At 40.2% G+C, this 22,804-nt stretch carries 26 protein-coding genes; 18 read left to right on the forward strand and 8 right to left on the reverse strand.

All coding sequences use genetic code 11. The features are described from left to right. Positions 1-8: 8 nt before the first annotated feature. From MHH37_RS00740 to MHH37_RS00750, 3 genes are read left to right on the forward strand one after another with little or no spacing between them, the layout of a single operon-like run. A complete protein-coding gene (locus MHH37_RS00740) occupies positions 9-209 on the forward strand; it encodes a PLD nuclease N-terminal domain-containing protein (protein WP_008407429.1) in 201 nt (66 codons plus the stop codon). Further along, on the forward strand, positions 206-1,108 hold the full coding sequence (locus MHH37_RS00745; RefSeq protein WP_342574593.1) for an ABC transporter ATP-binding protein: 903 nt from the start codon (positions 206-208) through the stop codon (positions 1,106-1,108). Before MHH37_RS00740 ends, MHH37_RS00745 begins: the two co-directional genes overlap by 4 nt. Then, positions 1,095-1,877, forward strand: coding sequence for an ABC transporter permease subunit (locus MHH37_RS00750; protein WP_342574594.1), 783 nt, complete (start codon positions 1,095-1,097; stop codon positions 1,875-1,877). Before MHH37_RS00745 ends, MHH37_RS00750 begins: the two co-directional genes overlap by 14 nt. A gap of 102 nt (positions 1,878-1,979) precedes the next feature. Here MHH37_RS00750 and MHH37_RS00755 read toward each other — a convergent pair whose 3' ends face one another. Continuing rightward, positions 1,980-2,660: a DUF421 domain-containing protein gene (locus MHH37_RS00755; RefSeq protein WP_014825055.1), complete on the reverse strand. Its 681-nt coding sequence runs from the start codon at positions 2,658-2,660 to the stop codon at positions 1,980-1,982. 188 nt (positions 2,661-2,848) lie between these two features. Between MHH37_RS00755 and MHH37_RS00760 the strand changes: the two genes are divergently transcribed. Further along, positions 2,849-4,048, forward strand: a complete 1,200-nt coding sequence (locus MHH37_RS00760) for an MFS transporter (RefSeq protein WP_014825054.1) — start codon at positions 2,849-2,851, stop codon at positions 4,046-4,048. A gap of 43 nt (positions 4,049-4,091) precedes the next feature. On the opposite strand, the gene MHH37_RS00765 is transcribed toward MHH37_RS00760, so the two are convergent. The 5 genes from MHH37_RS00765 to MHH37_RS00785 form a co-directional block, all read right to left on the reverse strand. After that, positions 4,092-4,772 (reverse strand): lactate utilization protein C, encoded by a 681-nt coding sequence (locus MHH37_RS00765; RefSeq protein ID WP_342574595.1) that lies wholly within the window; start codon positions 4,770-4,772, stop codon positions 4,092-4,094. Further along, entirely contained in the window at positions 4,769-6,196 is a 1,428-nt protein-coding gene (locus tag MHH37_RS00770) for a LutB/LldF family L-lactate oxidation iron-sulfur protein (RefSeq protein WP_342574596.1), read from the reverse strand. Before MHH37_RS00770 ends, MHH37_RS00765 begins: the two co-directional genes overlap by 4 nt. A gap of 22 nt (positions 6,197-6,218) precedes the next feature. Then, complete coding sequence (locus MHH37_RS00775) at positions 6,219-6,935, reverse strand: (Fe-S)-binding protein (RefSeq protein WP_008407443.1); 717 nt, start codon at positions 6,933-6,935, stop codon at positions 6,219-6,221. A gap of 109 nt (positions 6,936-7,044) precedes the next feature. Further along, positions 7,045-7,749: a FadR/GntR family transcriptional regulator gene (locus tag MHH37_RS00780; RefSeq protein WP_342574597.1), complete on the reverse strand. Its 705-nt coding sequence runs from the start codon at positions 7,747-7,749 to the stop codon at positions 7,045-7,047. Positions 7,750-7,818: 69 nt separating this feature from the next. After that, positions 7,819-8,505, reverse strand: coding sequence for a histidine kinase (locus tag MHH37_RS00785; protein ID WP_014825050.1), 687 nt, complete (start codon positions 8,503-8,505; stop codon positions 7,819-7,821). A gap of 333 nt (positions 8,506-8,838) precedes the next feature. Here MHH37_RS00785 and MHH37_RS00790 point away from each other — a divergent pair, with 333 nt between their 5' ends. The 13 genes from MHH37_RS00790 to MHH37_RS00850 all read left to right on the forward strand — a co-directional run bounded on the left by MHH37_RS00790 (position 8,839) and on the right by MHH37_RS00850 (position 19,240). Next, positions 8,839-11,250 carry a Na+/H+ antiporter subunit A gene (locus MHH37_RS00790; protein WP_342574598.1) on the forward strand — a complete coding sequence of 804 codons (2,412 nt, stop codon included), beginning with the start codon at positions 8,839-8,841 and terminating at the stop codon, positions 11,248-11,250. Further along, complete coding sequence (locus tag MHH37_RS00795) at positions 11,237-11,659, forward strand: Na(+)/H(+) antiporter subunit B (RefSeq protein WP_079523223.1); 423 nt, start codon at positions 11,237-11,239, stop codon at positions 11,657-11,659. The genes MHH37_RS00790 and MHH37_RS00795 overlap by 14 nt, the downstream gene beginning before the upstream one ends. Position 11,660: 1 nt before the next feature. After that, complete coding sequence (locus MHH37_RS00800) at positions 11,661-11,999, forward strand: Na(+)/H(+) antiporter subunit C (RefSeq protein WP_008407452.1); 339 nt, start codon at positions 11,661-11,663, stop codon at positions 11,997-11,999. After that, positions 11,992-13,476, forward strand: a complete 1,485-nt coding sequence (locus MHH37_RS00805) for a Na+/H+ antiporter subunit D (RefSeq protein WP_008407454.1) — start codon at positions 11,992-11,994, stop codon at positions 13,474-13,476. The genes MHH37_RS00800 and MHH37_RS00805 overlap by 8 nt, the downstream gene beginning before the upstream one ends. Positions 13,477-13,490: 14 nt before the next feature. Then, positions 13,491-13,973 carry a Na+/H+ antiporter subunit E gene (locus tag MHH37_RS00810; protein ID WP_008407456.1) on the forward strand — a complete coding sequence of 161 codons (483 nt, stop codon included), beginning with the start codon at positions 13,491-13,493 and terminating at the stop codon, positions 13,971-13,973. Beyond that, a complete protein-coding gene (locus MHH37_RS00815) occupies positions 13,970-14,254 on the forward strand; it encodes a Na(+)/H(+) antiporter subunit F1 (RefSeq protein WP_008407457.1) in 285 nt (94 codons plus the stop codon). Before MHH37_RS00810 ends, MHH37_RS00815 begins: the two co-directional genes overlap by 4 nt. After that, positions 14,232-14,636, forward strand: a complete 405-nt coding sequence (locus MHH37_RS00820) for a Na+/H+ antiporter subunit G (RefSeq protein WP_014825047.1) — start codon at positions 14,232-14,234, stop codon at positions 14,634-14,636. Before MHH37_RS00815 ends, MHH37_RS00820 begins: the two co-directional genes overlap by 23 nt. Before the next feature lie 485 nt (positions 14,637-15,121). Then, a complete protein-coding gene (locus MHH37_RS00825; protein ID WP_008407460.1) occupies positions 15,122-15,493 on the forward strand; it encodes a GntR family transcriptional regulator in 372 nt (123 codons plus the stop codon). Positions 15,494-15,497: 4 nt separating this feature from the next. Further along, positions 15,498-16,385, forward strand: a complete 888-nt coding sequence (locus MHH37_RS00830; protein WP_342574599.1) for an ABC transporter ATP-binding protein — start codon at positions 15,498-15,500, stop codon at positions 16,383-16,385. Next, complete coding sequence (locus MHH37_RS00835) at positions 16,351-17,064, forward strand: silver transporter (protein ID WP_342574600.1); 714 nt, start codon at positions 16,351-16,353, stop codon at positions 17,062-17,064. Before MHH37_RS00830 ends, MHH37_RS00835 begins: the two co-directional genes overlap by 35 nt. A gap of 41 nt (positions 17,065-17,105) precedes the next feature. Next, entirely contained in the window at positions 17,106-17,735 is a 630-nt protein-coding gene (locus tag MHH37_RS00840; protein ID WP_342574601.1) for a glucose-6-phosphate isomerase, read from the forward strand. Positions 17,736-17,772: 37 nt separating this feature from the next. Beyond that, positions 17,773-18,591, forward strand: coding sequence for a metallophosphoesterase (locus MHH37_RS00845; RefSeq protein ID WP_008407467.1), 819 nt, complete (start codon positions 17,773-17,775; stop codon positions 18,589-18,591). A 292-nt stretch (positions 18,592-18,883) separates the two neighbouring features. After that, on the forward strand, positions 18,884-19,240 hold the full coding sequence (locus MHH37_RS00850) for a rhodanese-like domain-containing protein (protein WP_014825040.1): 357 nt from the start codon (positions 18,884-18,886) through the stop codon (positions 19,238-19,240). A 189-nt stretch (positions 19,241-19,429) separates the two neighbouring features. Here MHH37_RS00850 and MHH37_RS00855 read toward each other — a convergent pair whose 3' ends face one another. Then, a complete protein-coding gene (locus MHH37_RS00855) occupies positions 19,430-20,605 on the reverse strand; it encodes a DHHA1 domain-containing protein (RefSeq protein WP_342574602.1) in 1,176 nt (391 codons plus the stop codon). A gap of 133 nt (positions 20,606-20,738) precedes the next feature. On the opposite strand from MHH37_RS00855, the gene MHH37_RS00860 reads away from it, so the two are divergent. After that, positions 20,739-21,047, forward strand: coding sequence for a DUF6509 family protein (locus MHH37_RS00860; RefSeq protein ID WP_342574603.1), 309 nt, complete (start codon positions 20,739-20,741; stop codon positions 21,045-21,047). Between the two features lie 126 nt (positions 21,048-21,173). Here MHH37_RS00860 and MHH37_RS00865 read toward each other — a convergent pair whose 3' ends face one another. Next, entirely contained in the window at positions 21,174-22,775 is a 1,602-nt protein-coding gene (locus tag MHH37_RS00865; RefSeq protein ID WP_342574604.1) for a gamma-glutamyltransferase family protein, read from the reverse strand. Positions 22,776-22,804: the final 29 nt, after the last annotated feature.

The raw sequence follows: 22,804 nt of genomic DNA on the forward strand, positions 1-22,804 counted from the left end.
GATTTATAATGGATCAATTATCGAATATTCCTTGGGGACTTATTGCGCCGTTATTAGTATTGCAATTGGTGCTTGGGGCGGTTGCCATAGTGGATATTGTACGCAGTTATGAGACGCGCGGCCCGAAATGGGTATGGGTGCTCGTATCACTCTTTGTTAATACACTCGGACCGATCGCCTACTTTCTATTCGGACGGAAAAGCCAATGATCTGTATTGAAGTGAAGGGACTCACAAAGCGGTTTGGCGCAAAAAAAGTAGTAGATGATTTATCATTCACATTACCGATGCATACATCAACCGCGCTGATCGGTCCGAATGGCGCGGGGAAAACGACGGCCCTTTCGATGCTTTCCAATATATTGGAGCCGACAAGCGGCAAAATCATGATGCCGGATGTAAAGGATATACGCAGTGCAATCGGCTTTTTACCCCAATATCCCCAGTACTATTCCTGGCTGACTGCACTTGAATATATGGAGATGGTGGCAAATTTAAGCGGTCTTGAAAAACGCTCATTAAGAAGTGAATGTAAAAAGATGCTGGAATTTGTGGGCTTGCATGATGCGATGAACAAAAAGACCGAGACTTTTTCAGGAGGAATGAAGCAGCGCTTAGGTATTGCCCAGGCAATAGTTCATAAACCAAAACTTCTATTGCTGGATGAACCAGTATCCGCACTTGATCCGGTTGGACGTCGGGAAGTGATGAACTTGTTAAAGGAAGTGCAGCAGCAAACGACGATTTTGTACTCAACGCATATTTTAAATGATGCAGAGGAAATGACCGATCAGCTGCTGTTTTTACGAGACGGTAAACTTGTCGAGCAAGGTTCATTAACAGAGGTGAAGCAAAAGTTTGAGGAACCGCGTTATAAAATTACATTCAAGCATGCGGATGAGGCGATTCAATTTGCGAGTCAGTCTACATTAGGAGCTGTAGCTAATGGTATAGCAGCATATGTGGAAGTTATAGATGAACGTCCATCGATGCAACAGCTGCTTCAGCAATTGGCGGCCTCACCACTTGAAGTTGTAAAAGTAGAGCGGGAAACGGCAAGCCTGGAGGAAATCTTTATGAAGGTGGCGGGAAAGCATGCAGCAATTTAAGGCATTACTTTTAAAAGAATGGCGTGAAAGTGTTCGTAGCTTTAAAATTATATGGATTCCGCTCGTTTTTGTATTGCTCGGAATTAGTGATCCGCTCATGAATTACTTTATGGAAGATATTTTGCAGGCGGTTGGCAATATGCCCGATGGATTTATGATGACAATGCCTGAACTTCAGCCTGCTGATCTGCTTATGGCATCAACCGGGCAATTTCAATCAATTGGACTGCTTGTATTAATTACTGCCTTTATCGGTTCCGTGAGCCGTGAACGTCAGAATGGTACTGCGACACTTCTTTATGTACGCCCAATGTCTTTTACTGCGTTGTTTTTCAGTAAATGGATTGTTGCAAGCATGATTGCTATTCTCAGCGCATTGGCGGGATATGCGGGGAGTATGTATTATACAGTACTGCTTTACGGGACTGTTGATTTATCAAAATTTTTAGCAATGCTCGGTACGTATTGTGTTTGGCTGATGCTAGTTATGGCGCTTACTGTTGCGATGAGTGCAGCCTTCCAAACATCGGTCGCTGCTGCGATTACAATTATTCTCATCCCAGTCGGTTTGCTTATTGATACATTAATCGGCAGCTTTTGGAGTGTGACACCTTGGAAGCTTGCACAATACGGAACAGGCCTTCTGACAGATAGCGTATTAATGGAAAATTATTGGTATACTTTATTAGTTGTCCTCATCTTAATTTTTGCCATCGTACTGCTTGGCATTAAAATGAGCAAGAACAATATTCGTTATTTAAAAGTATAAATGGTAAGCAGAAATCGTTGTTTTACAATTGATTTCTGCTTTTTTGTATTAACTTTCAAGAAAATTGGTAATATAATGAAGATTAAATGTCTTTTCAAATGGTTATGAAGGTGGACTAGCATTTTTAATACTAATATAAAGTGATCCATTTTCTAAAATTTGCGCATAATAAACTTTATCGATCTCGTGGATATTTTTCTTTGCTAATTTTTTTCTGAGCCAGTCTTCAGTAAGCTGAAGATCCGTTAAGTTTTTTTGAATAATTTTCCCGTCCGAAATCAATTCCAGAGGAAAGTATTGCGGGGCAGGGGCAGACACTGATACGTCTTCTTTTGTTGCAGTCCGGGCAAGCGGCTTTTTCAGGACACTTAATTCTCCATTTGTTTCAAAAACGGCATATAGTACTTCATCAAATGAGAAAATGCTCTGTTCACGCAACAGCATAGCGAGCTCGTCCGGATGAAGCCGTGCTTTTCTCAATTCATTATTTAATATGACACCGTTATTGATGACAATCGACGGTTTATCGTCAAAAAGGATACGTGCTTTTGAAGATCTGAATGAAATATAACTAACGATAATTGTTAATGCAGCCCACACGATTAAAGAAACCATGCCATCTAAAAAAGGGGTTTCCACTTGAGTCGAGACTTCGGCAGCAATCGAACCAAAAGTGATCCCCGTGACATAATGGAAGAAAGTGAGCTGACTCACTTGCTTTTTACCGATGATGCGGGCGAGTATTAATATCGCGAAAAAGGAAAAGCTTGCACGTAAAATCATTTCGCCAAGGTTCAGTTCTATGATAATCCCTCCTTATAAAGGGTAGTATGAATAAAATGCGATAATCTATGCACCCTTAATGCATTCAATACGAGAGGCAAAATTGAGGGGTATTTTTATAAAATTAGCGAGTTGCTGAATTAAAAATTATGAGTAATGTATTGATCTAGCAGAAAGAATGTGAAAAAATGTCGACTACAACAGTAAAACAATCAAACCCTGTCTATCCTATTATGGTCTCCATTGGGGTATGTCACTTAATTAATGATACGATGCAGGCGGTTATACCGGCAATGTTCCCATTATTAGAGCGCGACTTAGGACTGACGTTTACGCAACTTGGAATGATTTCATTTGTCCTGAATATGTTCGCTAGCCTGCTGCAGCCGGCCGTCGGATTTATGACAGATAAGAAACCATTCCCGTATGCATTGCCGCTTGGGATGGTGAGCTCTTTTATCGGGCTGACAATGCTCATATTGGCAGGCGAATACTGGATGATTTTAGTGTCGGTTCTATTCTTGGGGCTTGGTTCAGCCATTTTCCACCCCGAAGGCTCACGTGTATCGTTTATGGCGGCAGGCAATAAGCGCGGCTTAGCTCAGTCCATTTACCAGGTAGGGGGGAATAGCGGACAGGCATTAGCTCCATTGCTAAGCGCATTTATCATTTTGCCATTTGGGATGTACGGGGTTTCCGTTATTCTTATTTTTACATCGATCGGCATCTTTTTATTAACGAAAATATCGATGTGGTATAAACGTCAGCTCGAAGCGGAAAAGAGATCGAAAATCAAAAAAATGCTGGTTTCGTCCTTGCCGCCTTTAACGAAAAAGCAAGTTGGAATGGCTTTACTTGTGCTGCTGTTCATTATATTTGCCCGTTCGTTTTACGTTACGAATATAACAAGTTTCTATGTCTTTTATTTATCGGAACAATATGGGATGAGTGTTGAGCGCGGTCAGCTGTTTATCTTTATATTCATGGCAGTTGGGGTTGTAGGCACTTTTTTTGGTGGTCCATTATCAGATCGCTTCGGCCGAAAAAATGTTATATTGCTGTCGGTAATCGCACCGATTCCATTTTGTTTAGCACTGCCGTTTGTTCCTTTGCCTGCTGTATTGGTATTACTTATTATTATCGGATTGCTGATTATGGTTAGCTTTACCGTCACGGTTGTTTATGCACAGGAACTTGTCCCATCGAAAATTGGGACAATGGCAGGTTTAACAGTCGGAGTTGCCTTTGGGATGGGGGCAATTGGATCGATTGTTATCGGGATGCTCATAGACAAAATGGGCATTCATTTCACAATGAATGCTGTGTCGGTACTGACATTATTATTGCTCGTAGCGTTTTTACTGCCACGCGATCGAGTAGGGGATTAGGGAAATAAAAAGAACTTCGGATTTTATTGTCCGAAGTTCTTTTTTAATAATCCTCCACCAAAATATACGTCATTCTCACCGGCCCGTGTACGCCGACAACTAAGTTCATTTCGATATCTGCGGAGTTGCTTGGTCCTGTAATAAAATTAACACAGGACGAGACATGTGACTGCTCTCGTAAAAACTGGGCAGCTTGTGTCATGCGGGGAACGATGCTGCTTTTCGGTATAATGGCAATAGAATTTTCAGGTAAAAATGAAAGCGTCCGGCCGACTTCCGGTGATGCTTGAAGCATAATTGTGCCGGATTCCGCTAATGTCACGTTGCTGATTACGACACCGACATTGGCCTGTTCAGCAAAATCGATATTTTCCTTACCGTTTGCAGATTGCCACTTTAAATGTTCAAATTGCTCGAAAACCGGTAACACATTCAATACTCCAAACCGCGGATCATTGCTGTAAAGTACTCGCCCACCACCATAGTCTACAATTGTTTCATTTAATATTTCAGGCAGTTGCTGCTTTGTGCATTTCTTTAATGTAGTGTGGATGTTCAAACATTGTTCTCTCAACACTTCGATAAGTTCTTCCATCGAAGCATCCTTCAATACTTCGTGTTGAGGGAGATGCTTCCAGTTTCGCTCCGGTTTGGTTAAAGAAGGAGTGGATCTGCCGAGACGAGCAGCGACTGACTGTAAAAACGATTCTCGATTTTGAATCATTTGGGATTGCCTCCTTTGTTATACTGTTCAAACCAGTCACGGAAACGCTCTTTTTGTAATGATGGAAAATCGCGATACGCTGTCCAGTTTTTCAACGGACCAGGACCATTAGTAATTTTCTCGTTCTTCGTGAACGGCTTCATAACCGTTGAGGCTACTTTAGTACCTAGCTTATAGATTGATTGCGATGAAGTTCCCATTCCAAATGCCTGCATCAGTAGACTTTCACTAATCGGAGCACGGCCTTCTCGTTCAACGATCACTTCCCGATGCTTATGAAGCAATTGGTGTAGCGGAATTTTCACTGGGCATACATCTGTGCATGCACCACATAAAGTGGAAGCGTAAGGCAGCTCTTTATAATAATCATATCCTCCTAATAACGGTGATAATACCGCCCCAATAGGACCCGAATAGATGGAACCGTACGTATGGCCGCCAACATGGCGATAAACAGGGCATGTGTTAATACAGGCAGCACAACGGATGCATTGTAAAATTGACTGAAATTCGCCGCCTAAAATCGAAGAGCGTCCATTGTCCACAATGACTAAATGGAATTCTTCCGGACCATCGACTTCAAGCGCTTCTTTTATGCCTGTCAAGACGGTAATATAGCTCGTCAGCTTCTGGCCAACTGCACTGCGTGTTAGCATACCGACGAGTACTTCCATTTCTTCAAATGTTGGTACTAAACGCTCCATCCCCATGACGGAAATTTGTGTTTTCGGCAAGGCTGTTACAAGATCCGCATTGCCTTCATTTGTTACTAAACAAACAGAACCCGTTTCAGCAACGGCAAAATTGCAGCCCGTAATACCTATATCCGCCGTTAAGTAATGTTCGCGTAAAACTTTGCGGGCATGCAGTGCAAGTTCTTCAGGTTGAGAGGAAGCTGTATAACCAATTTTTTGTTCAAATACTTCACGTATCTGATCTTTGTTTTTATGAAGTGCCGGTGTCACGATATGGGAAGGCGGGTCATGGTCATCAAGCTGTAAAATATATTCGCCTAAATCCGTTTCAATCACTTCACATCCAAGTTGTTCCAAGTGTGAGTTTAAATTGATTTCTTCCGTTACCATCGATTTTGCTTTCACAATTTTTTTAGCATTTTTCTGTTTGGCAATTGTTGAAATGTATTCAGTAGCTTCTTCAGCAGTTTGTGCAAAAAATACATGGCCGCCTCGCGCTTCGACGTTTGTACTCAATTCATATAAATAGTAATCGAGATTTTCCAGTACATGCTGCCGGATTTCTTCTCCATGATTGCGCCATTCTTCCCAGTTTAAAGAATCTACAGCGGCGCTTCGTCTCGTTTGAAAACGGTGCTGTGCGCCGGCTACGGCACCACGCATAAAATCATTTTCCAAGTTGGACGAAAGGCGTTCATTAAATTTTTGCTGACTGATTTTCATCGCCATTTGATACACATCCTCCTCTCTATTAACGGCTATTCAATATTTCTGCGATATGCATTGTTTTAATGTCAATGTTTTTCCGGTCAATCCGTCCGCCGATATTCATAAGACAGCCTGCATCAGCCCCGATTAAGTAGTGGACAGCAATCTGCTCAGCAGAAGCAATCTTTTCATCTACCATTTGTTCAGATATTTGGCCCATTTTAATAGAAAATGTCCCGCCAAAACCGCAGCAATTTTCTTTTAAAGGCATTTCCAGCAATTCAAGGCCTTCTACATGCTGGAGCAATGTGAGGGGAGCTTTCTGTACTTTCAATAAGCGCGTCATATGACAGGAAGGGTGATAAGTAGCCGTTCCGTTTAGTTTTGCTCCGACATTTTCAATTTTAAGTACATCGACAATAAATTGTGTCAGTTCATATGTTTTGTCTGCGATTCGTTGTGCTTTTTCATGCCAAAGCGGCTCATCTTTAAAAATATGAACATATTCTTTTAGCATGTAAGCACAAGAACCTGATGGACAGACGATGACTTCTGCGTCTTCAAATACTTGAATTGTATTTTTCATCGTTTCTTTAGAGGCTTTTACATAGCCACTATTATAGGCTGGTTGACCGCAACAAGTTTGGCCTTTTGGAAAGCTTACTGTACAACCTAAGCGTTCCAACAACTCAACCGTGTTTTTCCCGATATTACTTTGAACCATATCGACTAAACATGTAGCGAATAATGATACATTCATCCAATCCCCCCTGTTCCATTAAATTTACAACTTTCTGATAATTAAGTCAACAGGTCATCTGATGACTTTGTAAATTAGTATTTAAAGAGAATTATATTGAATTAAAACATTATTTGTCGAAAAGTAATGATTCGACTGTTTCAAGATGTTTTGCCATCGCTTGTTTAGCTTGTACATCATCTGCATTTACTAAAGCGCTATAAATAGCGGTATGTTCCTCATGCAAATTGTATAAAGCCGTATGATCAGTAGTGGATAAAATGGAACGGGTATGCTGGATTTGCTGTGCAATCGGCTTTGAAACACTTTGTAGCATCGAAACGAGTAAAGGGTTGTCCGCTGCTTCAGCGATGATTGCATGAAAGCGCATATCGGCGTTACTGCTTGTCTCAGGATCGATCAAGGCATCGTTCATTTTGATGAGCGCTTCTTTTAATTGTTCAAGGTGACGAGCCGTTCTGCGCTTTGCGGCATTTCGAATTAAACCTAATTCTAGAATTTTTCGTACTTCAAATATTTGTTGTAAATCCTGCTGTGAAAAGGAGGCATATGTAGGAATGTTCAATGAAATATCCTGGGCCGTTACTTTGCGGATATAAGTTCCTTCTCCTTGGCGGATTTCGATAATACCGCGAGCCTGAAGAGCTGTTAAAGCTTCACGAATAGCAGAGCGGCCAACTTCAAAGTTTTTTGCAAGCTGTTCAACAGAATCCAGTTTATCGCCAGGTGAAATTTCCCCGTTCGTAATTTTTTGTTCTATAATAGCGGCTATTTGTTCATATAGTTTTTTTGTTTTAGGCACTTCAAATTTCATATTAATAATCCTTCCTATTTATAAATTCTAAAAAAAAGCTGCTCCAATAACTTGGAAACAGCTTTCGTATTAAGGTTTTAGTGATGTAAAGCGATCTTTAGGAAGAATTTCAGGGTTGTTAACAGTACCTTCTGTTATATCAGCTTCTAAAAGCTTCCCGTTATAATTAAACTTGAATATACCATTATCGAAGTCTGTCCCAATTTCCTTAAAGAAAATTCCTTCAAGTGCCACAATTTTAGGGCATGTAAACACGACTTTATAATAATCATTTTCCTGGATTATATAAGCACGAACACCTTTTTCGTATACATCGATCAGTTCATCCTCAGAAGGACGCTTTACCGATACTATATGAAAATCGACGAATGGTACTTCTTTTAAGAGAACATTCAAGAAAGAACCTTTTGTGATTTCCTCCCAGCGGCTTTGGGCACTCTGACCCACGATGATTTGGGTAATGTTAAAGTCCATTGCAATTTCTGTAATGACTTTATGGAATGGACGCTTTTCATTATCCTTAATAATAAACTGTTCTACTTCCAACTCATCTGTCAGTTCTTTCCACTGCTCGATATAGCCGGATTTTTCCGCATCAAATGCATCAATTGGCTTTGAATCAACAGTCAACACATATAATGGGCAGTCAAGTAATGTAGCAAGCTTGTGTCCTCGGCGAATTAAACGCTCACCATTTTGTCCGTAATATACACAAACCAAAATACTTTCGTCTAATCGGCCTTTAACATGTTTCATTTTAGTTCGCACCTCTTTTTCTTATCCTATAATAATGAATTAAATCCGAATATATTTTGAGAAACTAAGCATAATTGAGATAAAACGAAGGCTATTACAGTGCAATGCACTCATCATTATTGTATACTTATTTCTATGATGCATATTTATATTCAGTAAATTTTATGTTATATTTTTGCTTTTGTAATTTTTATTAAATTACTGTTGTTGGAAAATATATTCCCCATATGCCACATTATTATGAAGATAGTTATATAGATAGTCAAGTGTGATTGTTCGAATGCCGAACTTTACATATTTTTATTGGCTCACTCGGTTAGGAGGTTATCGCTTTTGGTTGTTGCTTTTTCGATTATGCTCCCATTTCTTGCTGCAGCATTAATCCCATTAATATACAGGAAATTTAAGAATATCCATTTAGGCTGGTTCGTTTTACTTGTTCCTGTTGCTTTATTTTCGCTTTTAGCTACATATATCCCTCGAATTGCCAATGGTGAAGTATTCATTAGGACATTTGAGTGGATCCCCACTTTCGGTATTAATATTACTACTTATTTAGACGGCTTGAGTATGATTTTTAGCTTACTCATTACTGGGGTAGGCAGTTTAGTAATACTTTACTCAATTTTCTATTTATCAACGAAAGAATCATTACACCATTTCTATTGCTATTTACTATTATTTATGGGCGCGATGTTAGGCGTCGTCTTTTCAGATAACTTAATGGTGCTTTATGTATTTTGGGAATTAACGAGTGTATCGTCATTCCTATTAATCGCATTTTGGCATCATCGTAAAGCATCTCGTGCAGGCGCACGAAAAGCAATGACCATTACGGTTTCTGGTGGTGTTGCGATGCTGGCTGGTTTTTTAATGTTATATGTTGCATCAGGAACGTTTAGTATTCGCGAAATTATTGCGAATTTGGATGTCGTTCAATCGAGCGTTTATTTTGTACCGGCAATGTGTCTTGTACTTTTAGGTGCGTTTACGAAGTCGGCACAGTTCCCGTTCCATATTTGGTTGCCGGATGCAATGGAGGCACCGACACCTGTTTCCGCTTATTTACACTCTGCAACGATGGTAAAAGCGGGTATTTACTTAGTAGCTCGTACAACACCGATTTTTGGCGGGCACGAGGTATGGTTTTGGGCAGTGAGCGGGGTAGGTCTTCTTACATTATTCTGGGGCTCCTTCAATGCGGTCCGCCAGTATGATTTAAAGGCATTGCTAGCATACTCCACAATTAGTCAGCTTGGACTGATTATGTCTTTATTCGGTCTTGGTTCAGCAGCACTGCATTTTGGTTATTCAACACAGTCGGTAATTTATACGCAGGCTACATTTGCTGCATTATTCCATTTAATCAACCACTCGACATTTAAAGGCGCGCTCTTTATGATGGTCGGAATAGTCGACCATGAAGTAGGAACACGCGATATTCGTCGATTAGGCGGATTGATGTCGTTAATGCCGTTTACATTCACGATTGCCGTAATCGGAAGTGCCTCAATGGCAGGGTTACCACCATTCAATGGCTTTTTAAGTAAGGAAATGTTCTTTACAGCTACATTAAAAATTACACAGCTTGATATTTTCTCACTTGATAGCATCGGTCTTTTATTCCCGATTATCGCTTGGGTGGCCAGTGTATTTACGTTTATTTACTGTGTCATTATCGTTATGCGTACATTCTTCGGGAAAATACAGCCGGATCGTTTGGAAAAGCCGCCACATGAAGCGCCGTTTGGTATGTTAATTTCACCATTTATTTTAGTTGCCTTCGTTATTGGAATTTTTATATTCCCGAATGTTTTGGGACATTATATTTTAAGTCCGGCGATGGCAAGCATTTACCCAATGTTCCCATCTGTAGAGGAAATGACGCCTCATATCGCAGCATGGCATGGTTATATAAATACGGAACTTATTATGACGTTTGGTGTCATTGTTGTAGGGGTTTTCTTATACCGTACATTAAAAAAATGGCGTCCTGTCTATCTGTGGATACCGCAAAGCTTTACGCTAAATGCGATTTATGAACGTGTGATTAATTCAAGTGAGAGTGTATCAGGACGTGTAACAAACCGTTATATGAACGGTAATTTAACGTATTATTTCGTTTATATCTATGTATTTTTTGTAACGCTACTGGCAGGGTATATGATTTATGCGGAAGTATTCAGCTGGAATCCTTCGAAAGACTCGGTGATTGAGCCATATGAATTAGTTCTTGTATTCGTTATGATTGCGGCTGCAATTGCGATTATTTTTGCAAAGCAGCGTATTACAGTCGTGCTGTTGAATGGAGTACTCGGGTATTCTGTTGCCTTTTTCTTCGTAGTATTTAGAGCTCCTGATTTGGCGCTGACGCAGCTTGTCGTTGAATCGGTTACAACAGCACTGTTTTTACTATCATTCAAATATTTACCGAAGCTTAAAAATGAGTATATTTCGAAAAGCTGGCGTTTTGCAAAGGTGACAATTTCGGTTGCGGTCGGTGCAACCGTGACACTGATTGGATTAGCTGTAATGAATTACGATCGTTTTGAACCAATCTCGAAATACTTTGAGGACTCGTATGATCTGGCAGGCGGGAAAAATATCGTCAACACGATATTAGGCGATTTCCGTGCATTTGATACGATGCTTGAAGTAGTTGTACTTTTCATTGCAGGTCTAGGCGTCTACACACTTATTAAGCTTAAGGCGAAAAAGGGGGATGGAGACGTTGAAAGTAAATGATGTTATTTTAAAATCAGTTGTACGAGGCGTTGTTTTCATCGTCTTTACGCTTGGTATGTATTTATTTTTTGCAGGACATAATGCTCCAGGCGGAGGATTCATCGGCGGGTTAGTGCTTGGCTCGGGGATTGTCCTGTTATATTTGACGTACGATATTGAAACGGTGCATAAGGGGATGCCGTTCGACTTTAAAAAAGTGGCGGCAATCGGTGTATTGCTGGCGACCGGTTCGGCCATTGCCTCGATTTTCTTTGACGTACCATTTTTAACACAGACAGCTGGCTATTATAATCTCCCGTTAATAGGAGAAAAGCATTTGTCCACTGTTACGATTTTTGAAGCAGGTGTCGCATTGACGGTTGTCGGTACGCTCGTAACGATTATTTTAAATATAAGTGAGGATGATTAGTATGGAATCATTAATGATTGTACTTGTCGGCATTCTAGTCGCAGTCGCTACTTATTTAATCCTCTCTCGTAGTGTCATACGTGTGATTGTCGGCACCGCCATTTTATCTCATGCCGTTCATTTATTGTTATTGACGGTCGGCGGGTTAAAAAAAGGGAGTGTGCCGCTATTAGGTCAGGCGGCTGCACCATATACCGACGCTTTGCCACAAGCATTGATTTTAACAGCAATCGTTATTAGTTTTGCTGTTACGGCCTTTTTACTCGTACTGGCTTATCGAATGTATTTAATGAACGGAACCGATGATCTAGGGGAACTTGGAGGGTCATCAGATGAATAATATAATTGTTTTACCAATGATCGTGCCGATTATAACGGCCGCATTGTTAGTATTTTTAAATAATAATATTAAACTTCAGCGGGTTGTAAGTTTAGTGACAATGATTTTCGTAGTGGGGACTTCTGTTGTCCTGCTGCAGCTTATTCAGACAGAAGGTATTATGCGTATAGACTTTAGTGGCTGGGCACCGCCGTTCGGTATTTTATTTGTTGCCGATTCGTTTTCGGTACTCCTTGTTTTAACGGCAAGTCTTGTTACGATGTTCTGTTTAATTTATGCCTTTTCCACAATCGGCGAGCGTCATGAAAAAATGTACTTCTATCCGTTTGTATTATTCTTACTAGCAGGTGTAAACGGATCGTTTTTAACAGGCGATATTTTCAATTTATTCGTTTGTTTTGAAGTAATGCTTCTTGCGTCATACGTCCTTGTTGCTCTTGGCGGTGGAAAGATACAGCTGCGCGAGTCAATCAAGTATGTGCTCATTAATGTTGTCGCATCCTGGATTTTCCTCGTTGCACTGGCATTCTTGTATGGAACGCTAAAGACGCTTAATATGGCGCATATTGCACAGCGTGTTGCAGAAGCCGGTCAAGACCCGTTATTAACGGTTGTCGCACTTGTTTTCCTAATTGTTTTTGCTTTAAAAGGAGGCTTGCTGCTGTTCTTTTGGCTGCCTGGTTCATACAGTGTGCCGCCAACAGCAGTACAGGCATTATTTGCGGCATTGTTAACAAAAGTCGGCATGTATGCATTGTTCCGTACGTTCACGCTCATGTTCCCGTTACAGCCGGAAATTACGCATACGGCCATCGGTGTGATGGCAGGGCTGACGATTATAGCGGGTTGTATGGGCGCATTTTCCGGACGAGATGTTCGGACAATTGCTACTTATAACGTCATCATTAGTGTTGGCTTTATACTGGTGGCACTTGCGATTGGAACAGAATCCGCAATGGCAGGAGCGGTCTATTATTTAATCCACGACATGCTCGGTAAGGCGTTACTGTTTTTACTTATTGGAACAATGGTGCTATTAACAGGGGAAATTGTCGTAAAAAATATGAATGGTTTAATTCGAATTTATCCATTATTCGGCTGGCTGTTCTTTATTATGATGTGTGCACTTGTCGGAATTCCGCCGTTAAGCGGATTTATCGGGAAAGTATTGATTGGCCAGGGTGCTGTTGAAGCAGAGGCCTATATTTTATTGGCATTGGCATTTGGCTCGAGTATCATCGTACTCTATTCATTATTGCGTATTTTCCTTGCTTCATTTTTTGGAGAAACATCGATTAATGAAGAGGACAAAATTCGGATGCCACGTGGTGCGATGGTATCGTTCATACTATTGACGATTTGTATCGTTGGCTTGGGAGTTGGCGCAGAAGGGCTGGCGGTCTATGTTAATGATGCAGCATACACATTATCAAACCCTGCTGTTTACATTGATGCGGTTTTAAATACGAATAAATAAAGGAGGGTGAGCACTTGTTAGGTCAATTTATTATTAATTTATTTATTGCGGCGCTTTGGTTTTTGTTAAAGGATGATCCAACTGCAGACTTTACGACATTTATGTCAGGATTTTTAGTTGGAACATTGATTTTATATGCTATGCACCGATTTTTCGGAACACAGTTTTACTTGCGTCGTGTATTAAAGATTATTAAGCTCATCCTAATATTTATTCGAGAGCTGCTTTCATCAAGTGTTTCTGTATTAAAACAAGTGCTAGATCCACAGATGAATTTTACACCAGGTATTTTCACTTATGAAACAAAATTAGAAGGAGACTACCAAGTAACGACATTGGCCCTGTTATTAACGTTAACTCCGGGTTCTGTTGTAATGGAAGTCTCAGAAGATAACAGTACGTTTTATATTCACGCGATGGATATAGAAGAATCGAAAGAAACGGTACTCCGTTCAATCGGCAAGTTTGAACGTGCCATTTTGGAGGTGACACAATGATCGATTTGATTCTTAAGGCGGCACTTGTTCTATTTATGGTGGCAATCGGTCTATCCTTATTTCGTGTGATAAAGGGGCCGTCACTGCCTGACCGTGCAATCGCTCTTGATACAATTGGTGTTAATTTAATTTCTGCGATCGCCATCGTGTCAATTGTTTTAAAAACAAAGGCATTTTTAGAAGCCATTTTAATATTAGGGATTTTAGCATTTATCGGAACGATTGCATTCTCGAAATATATCGAAAGAGGTGTCATTGTTGAACGTAAATCAGCTGATTGAATTAATGGCGGCACTTCTTATTTTGTTAGGAGCAATTGTGAGTGTCATTAGCGCATTCGGCATGATCCGTTTACCAGATGTGTACACACGCTCACATGCTGCAACGAAAAGTGCGACACTCTCTGTATTGCTTTGTTTGTTCGGTGGGTTCATTTACTTTTGGATCCATGATGGCTATGTGAGTATTCGCCTCATTTTAGGGATTATCTTCGTATTTATTACAGCACCAGTTTCCGGGCATTTAGTCTGTCGCGCGGCATATCGTTCACGCGTACCGCTAGCTGAAGGTTCTGGAGACGATGCATTAAATGAAATCTTGTTTGGCGAAGAAAATTTGCAAGTGAAAGAAGAAGTAGAAGCTACATTGAAAGAAATTAAATAATGAATGGAAAAGCATTTTAAAAGTGATGGCATGTCACTTTTAGAATGCTTTTTTTAGTGGATAAAAAAGAAAGAGGTGTGGATAACTTGTAGATAAAGTTTTGTAAATATCAATAGAAAAGGAGCGGTTTAATATTTTTTGCGAAAGATTAATACGTAAAGTTAAAATTATTCCTTTTTTATATGAAATGGCTACGTTTATTGTAGAAAAATGTGACATTTTATAGAACAAATGAATATATATTCGAATATTTTTTTAATATCTTGTTCTAAAATAGAATTTCAAGATATTAATATGTGGATAAGTGGATTGCAACCTGTTGAAAAATCGTGATTAAATTGTGGATAATTGACGTTAATGTGTATAACTTTGTGGATAAATAGTATATGTGGATAATATTTCTCGATTTATTGACAAATAAGCTCGTTTTTTATATAGTACATTACAACACTAATGTACTGGATAACTTTGAAAGGAGGATCCCTTTGATTTTTAATACACAAAGTACAATGCCTATTTATATGCAAGTAGCGGAATGGATCGAAAATGAGATATTGGCCGATCGGCTGCTACCGGAAGGGAAAGTTTATTCCCAATATCAGCTTGCTGAAATTTTTAATATTAATCCGGCAACTGCCGGAAAAGGCCTGACAATTTTAGTTGAAAAAGAAATTCTATATAAAAAGAGAGGGCTTGGAATGTTTGTGGTCGGGGATGCAAAATATCGTATCTTAACAACAAGACGAAGTGATACATTGACGAAGATGGCAAAGGAAATCGTAGAAGAGGCAAAACGTTTAGGCGTGATGGATGAAGATTTGATTGAGTTGATCAAACATATTCAAAAGGAGGGGTGAGCGAATGATTGTATGCGAACAAGTGGAAAAACGATACGGCAGGAAAACGATTTTGACACAGTTATCTTTTGAAATTACAGAGCCGAAAATTATTGGGCTGATTGGGCGCAATGGTGTTGGCAAGTCGACATTGCTGAAAATACTGGCAGGTCATGTAAAAACATCGGCTGGGAAAACAGAAGTTATTGGTAAAAGACCATTTCAAAACTTAACGGTTGCCGCGAATACGATATTTATCGAAGATGGAATAACATTTCCGTCTGTGATGAATTTAGAGGAAATTTTGAAGTCGGGTGAAAAATTCTATAAAAACTTTGCAACGGATTTAGCGTTTGAACTATTGAAGTTTAGCCGCATATCCGACAAAAATCACCACCACTATCTTTCAAAGGGTCAAAAAGCGGTGTTCAATTTAATTTACGGCATTGCTAGCCGCTGTGCGATTACTTTGCTGGATGAGCCAATGAACGGCATGGACGAGACAATCCGTGATGATATGTACCGCATCATTTTAAAGGATTTCCTGGCGTATCCGCGTATTATGATCATTTCAAGCCATTATTTAAATGAAATGGAGCATTTAATTGAAGAAATTTTGCTGTTGCATGAAGGCAAAGTCGAGTTATTCGCTCCTGTTGAAGAAGTGCAGAGTCTTGCCATCAAGCTTGTAGGGCAAAAAGAGAATGTGGAGCCGGCTTTAAAAGCGTATGAAGTACTTGCGACATATGAAAACGGCCCAATTTTCGAAGCAATTGTTAAAAACAGTGAGTTGCCATTACCTGAAGGAGTAAGAATGCAAAATCTATCGGCAAGTGATGTATGCAAAGTGTTGACGACATCGAAAGGGGGTTCCGTTGATGACATCTATCGTAACAGTAAGTCCAATGCGTAATATTTATGAGCAGGTGAAGTGGAAATGTAAGGCGTACAGTTCAATGTTCAGTACGGTGCTGATTGTATATATTTTAATGGGGTTACTTTCAGGTGGTATGAGCGGCTCGTTAGGAACAGGAACCAGTTTTGTGAATTATGAAGAGCAATTCTATTCACTGGACGGATTTTTTATCTATACAATCATGCTAATGCTGATTTTAGGATGGATGCTCGCTTCAAAGCAGCTTTCCCGGCAAAACTACTCGATTGTAACGACAAATCTGACGGAAGTTGTATCAACCGGAATATTCCTTATAGTATTATGTGTTTTTACACTTGCAGCTGCGGTTAGTACTTTAACGATTTCCGTTTTAATCAATCTGTTGAGTACAGGAGATCAAAGTTTGTATTACGACTCTAATATTTCATTTATTGCAATTATCGGTTTTATTGTTTGTACATTACTCGCTGCATCAGTCGGCTATTTTTTGCATGCCGTGTTCAATTTCTCAAAGATTGCTTTTATCATACTCGCTGTCGGTATGTTCTTACTAATTCGTCAATATACATTTGATACATGGCAATTTGTTTTTGGTAATGGAACAATGCAAATTATTGGGAGAAGTGCTGTTTATGTCGTAATTTTATGGCTTCTAATTGCGTTGATCCGTCGAAAAAGGGAGGTGACACGCCAATGATAGGTGGGGTTATGTTTCTTGTTCTAATACTAGGTATAGTTATGATTTTTACTAGCCTGTTAATTACAAAAATACGAATCTGGAAGCCGAAGCGTACGTTTTGGTTTGCGGCTATTTACCTTAGTTGTGGAATTATGGCGTTTATATATTTGCTGTTTGTGTCGGGCAATGTGGAAAAGATAGCTTCAGATAAGGTTTTAAAGGAGCAAATGGAGGAAACCGAACAGCTGGAGAAAGATTTAAAAAATCGCCGGTTTGAAAGCTTAAAGGAAGAGCATTTAAAATTTACGGAAACATTTGAAGCGAAAGAAGAAAATATTGAAATCATACGTAATGAAACCAGCTATTACTTACCGGTCGTTATTTCATGGACGGATTCAGCCGAAAATAAAATAGAGGCTTCTTATTACGAAACACCGCTTTATTTGAATCGTGTTTATATTTCGCCATATGTTAAAGCACCAAAAATCGAGTGGGATGACAATAAACTATACATTATAGAGACCGAAACGAAAATAACAGCGAAATCAATGCGTTTATCTATGGAACTTTTAAACTCTACTGAGTACGAAAGCTACAATAATCCACTCAACGAATTAATTGGTAAACGGATTTTACACTTGAATGTTCCGAAACAGTTCAATATTATTGATAAAGATGGGTGGTATTAGTCGCTGCTTAAAACTCACAATGAATTGAGCGAATAAATTGAAAAAGTTATTGAAATTAATCCTTTTTATAGGTGTTGTCTATCTATTTTTATATATAAATAATAATTGGCTTGTCACAACCGATTATGTACATGAATCAGAGAAAATTCCGGAGAGCTTTGATGGCTACCGGATTGCCCAAGTAACCGATCTGCATGATGCGACATTTGGGGAAAATCAATCGCGATTAGTGAAAAAAGTGCGGGCTACCAAACCGGATGCTATTTTCATAACGGGCGATTTAGTGGATAGTCGCCGCTATGACTTGGAAAACAGCTTGCAGGCTGTGCGTCAGTTAGTCGATATTGCGGATGTTTACTATGTTCTGGGCAACCACGAAGTTGCATTGAATTTAACAGATGAAATTTATGCGGCTTTAAATGAGCTGGGCGTCCATGTGTTACCGAATGATGCGGTACAGTTGGAGCGCAATGGAGAGCACATTGTCATTGCGGGTATTGAGGACCCGTTAATGGGAAAAGAAGTGGGACAGTCGATCGATGAAGCACTGTACAATATGAATCCAGATGCATTTAAAGTGCTATTGTCACACCGTCCTGAGGTATTTGAAACATATGTTGAAAAGGACATTGACCTAGTGTTAACAGGGCATGCACATGGTGGACAAATTCGTCTGCCATTTATCGGCGGACTTTTTGCGCCAACTCAAGGTTTCATGCCAACATACACAGCAGGTATTTATGAACAGCAGGACACGGAAATGATTGTAAATCGGGGGTTGGGGAACAGCCTGTTTCCTTACCGAATCTTTAATCTGCCTGAAATTTACGTGGTTGAGTTGAAAAGGAAAGACTAATTAGTAGTTTTCTAATATATGCTGCGTGTTTCTAATAAACTCGGAAAAGCTCTAATATATTTTGAATGTGCTAATAAATAATCAAGAAGTTCTAAAATTGGCCCTTGTTCTTCTAATAACCTGACGAACTTTTCAAATAAAGTATTCCCTTGTTCTAATAATCTGCAAAAAGTTCTAATATATTTCCAAACCTTCAATAAAGGACGGCATTCCCGTTCTTAAAGCGCAAAATATTCGTAAGCTTATGCAGATTATCGTAAAATAAGTGAAAACAGATCTTAGGAGTATGCAAATGGAAGGGATTATTACACTACTTGCAATGGTGGGAATCATTGTAATGATCGTGCGTTTTATGCCAAAAAAAGGCGTGAAATATATGACGGTAAAAGAACTGCAGCCTTTACTGGATGATAAGAAATATGTATTTGTGGATGTCCGTACGGAAAAAGAATATAAAGAGGCTCATATTCCTCAGTTTATTAATCGTCCGCTTGGAACGTATTTAGGAGATTTGCCGAAAGATCGACCAATTGTTGTCATTTGTCAAAGCGGTGCACGCAGTAATAAAGCGTGCAAGGAACTCGTAAAGCTCGGTTATACCGATATAACAAACATTCGTCGCGGGATGAATGGACTGCGTGCAGAATAAAAAGAAGAAGCGATAGAGGGTACCCTCTATCGCTTCTTCTTTCGTTTTATCCCGCATTAACGGTTAGTAAGATCCAGCCTTCATATTTAGGCAGGGCAAAGGGAGATGCGGGAGATCTTCTCCTCGTAAAAACCCGATTGGTTCAACTAACAATCCGTGGAGGAAAACCTCCCGGATTGAAATTTCACTTTATTGAACTGCTTCCTTCATTGCCTTAATCAATGCTTCTGCAGTTATTGCCTTCTCACCGCCACCTTGTACAAGCGCATCATTGCCGCCGCCTTTACCATTAATAAGCGGTAAAGCAGCTGCAGAAATATCTTTCATCGATTTCGTTTGTTCACTTCCGCGTGCCGCAACAAATTGTAGCTTGTCTTCATTATTGGCAACGAGCAGGGCAATTGCCTCATCATTTTGCTGTGTAATAAAACGGGCAAGCTTCTGCAGGCTTTGGATCGAACGGTTTTCGAAAGTCACGGCTGCAACGGTTTCTTTTGCCAGTTCTTTTGCTTCGAATTCAAGAAGGGTATCTTGTGCTTCCGTTAAACTTTTCTCTGTTTGTTTTGCTGCTTTCGTGAATTTGCGCAACGTATTAGCTGCTTCTTCTTCCGATGCACTCAACTGTCGTGCCACATCGCTTAAGACCTGTTTGCGCATTGCCAGCTGCTGTAATACGCGATTCCCGCATACGAAATGTACACGAATCTGCTTCTTCATCTTCTCGGTAGCTAAAATCTTAATTAAGCCTACTTGTCCGGTAGAAGTAGGGTGTGTGCCGCCACAGCCGTTGTAATCATAATCAGGGATTATAACTAGACGGATATCTTCGTCGACTTTTACATCTTTCCGCAGGTTATATTGTGCTAATTCTTCTTTTGTTACCCACTTTGTTTCAATAGGTCGGTTTTCCAAAATAATTTCGTTAGCCCGTTTTTCCACTGCTGCCAGCTGATCTTCTGATACTTCACCAACATTTAAATCGATTGTGACAAGCTCTGTTCCTAGGTGGAAGCTCACTGTCGCCATATCGAATAATTCAACAAAGGCCGCTGATAAAATATGTTGCCCCGCATGTTGTTGCATATGGTCGAATCGGCGCGACCAATGAAGTTTCCCGGATATTTCCCCGGAAATATTCGACACATCGGCTGCCGTATAATGACGAATTTCCTCATTAATTTTCTCAACATCGATAATTTCCACATCATTAATCCAGCCGGTATCATGGGGTTGTCCGCCACCTGTAGGATAAAAGGCCGTATTGTCTAATACGATGAAGTTTCCCGTGTCATCTTTGCCTGTTTTCACAACCTGTGCCGTAAATTCCTTCATCATTGCATCTTTGTAATATAATCGATTTTTCAAAGTCCATCACTCCTTAATTTCTAGTTTGTCATATGAAAACGTTGCTGTCACGGTGTAAATAATGATTGTTATTTGACGCGGGGCAATTTTCGTTTATGATAAAATAGAAGCATTTCCCGGAAGGAGCATGAATATGAATATTACGCAATTTTCAATAGAAGAAATTTTAGATCCGACAAAGATTATTGAAGGTAAACGCTATGAGTTTTTATTAGATGTAGAAGTGGATGAGGAAGATGAACTGTATTCCGCTGCAGGATTAGAAATTCGAGTAATTGTAGGGATAATTGACGATAACGTACGCATCGTGAACTATTTTATTATCGATAAAGAAAATAATGAGTTTTTGGATTTTGCATTGGAAGAAGACGAAGAAGGGATGATTCTGGCGTTTTGCAAAGAGGAATTATCTGCTGATTCTAGTGAAACAGAAGCTGAATAATCTGCATAAAAAAGGTAGCGCATTCGCTACCTTTTTTTAGTCTATATATTTCGTTTTAAACTGATTTGAACCAATCCCGTAAAACCAATTCAATGGGATACGCCTGATTTGTTGTATGAATATCTTTTACCAAGCGGCAATTGCGCCATCTGTTCGTGGCTCTGTTCCACCGTATAACACGCCTGTTTTCTGATCCCGCCAAATTATTTGGCCGCGTCCAAAACTGCCGCCGTCGACTGCAACTCGAATGTCGTGCCCTTTCCGCTGCAATGCCTGCACTAAATAATTAGGGAAGTGTGGCTCGACTTCAACGTGCTTTTCACCGATCCATTGCCATCTCGGCATATCGAGTGCTGCTTGCGGGTTGAGTGCGAAATCGACTGTGGATGTAATGACCTGGAAATGCCCTTGAGGCTGCATATAACCCCCCATTACACCAAACGGTCCGACCGCTTCATTATCCTTCGTCAAGAATCCTGGAATAATTGTATTGAATGTTCGTTTTCCAGGCTTTAAGAAGTTCGGATGTGCTTCATCCAATGAAAAGTCATAGCCGCGGTTTTGAAGTGCTACCCCCGTTTCCGGAATGACCACGCCTGAACCGAAGCCCATATAGTTACTTTGGATGTACGATACCATATTCCCATCTGCGTCGGCTGTTGCCAAATACACGGTGCCGCCTTTTGGAATATCGAATGGTTTCGGCTCGAGTGCTGTACTGCTGATTTCGGCAAAGCGTGATTCTCCGTAAGTTTTAGATAATAGTGTTTCGACATTTATCGGCATATCAATTGTTTCTGTGATAAATGCTTTACCGTCCGTATACGCAAGCTTCATCGCTTCGATTTGATTATGTAGTGTCTCGGCATCATGCCACTTCGATTCGGCATGCTGATAAATATTCAGCGCCATTTGTGCAACAATGCCCTGGCCATTCGGCGGGATTTCCCATACATCATAGCCTTTGTAATGCACTTTTATCGGGTTTACCCACTCCGGTTCATAGCTTTCCAAATCGTCCTTTGTAAGAAAGCCGTTATGTTTTTTCATAAAAGCATCAATTTTGTCTGCAATTTCGCCTTTATAGAAAGCCTCCCCATTTGTTTTGGCGATTTTGCGCAATGTATCTCCATGTGCTGGTGAATTCCACACTTCACCAATTTCCGGCATCCGTCCATCAATGGAAAATGTTTCAAACCAGTGCTGGAATTCTTCGGATGTAAAATTCTTTTTATACTTTTTATAGGCCGATTGCCAGTAGTGTCCGAGCGTTACAGAAATCGGATATCCTTCTTCTGCATACGAGATGGCAGGGGCTAATACTTCACTCAGTGGCAGCTTCCCGAACCGCTTTGACAAGGCCGCCCATGCTGATGGAGCACCTGGAACAGTAACAGGAATAACTCCATGCATCGGAATTTGATCAAGTCCGCGTTCGGTTAAGGCTTTTTTGGAAAACGACTTAGGAGAAGGTCCTGAAGCGTTTAACCCGTAAAGTTCATCCTTCATCCAGACGAGCGCAAATGCATCGCCGCCGATTCCGTTTGATGTAGGCTCAACGACAGTTAGTGCCGCCGCTGTTGCGATCGCTGCATCGACTGCATTGCCGCCTTTTTTTAAAATATCCAGTCCTGCCTGTGCTGCGAGCGGCTGAGATGTTGCGACCATACCTCGATTGGCGATGACCGTATTCCGCTTACTTGGATACGGATAATGTAAAAAGTCCACAAATAATTCCCCTTTTAATTTTAATGACA

Origin of the sequence: Solibacillus sp. FSL K6-1781, assembly GCF_038630735.1 — a bacterium.
In the GTDB taxonomy this organism is placed as follows: domain Bacteria; phylum Bacillota; class Bacilli; order Bacillales_A; family Planococcaceae; genus Solibacillus; species Solibacillus silvestris.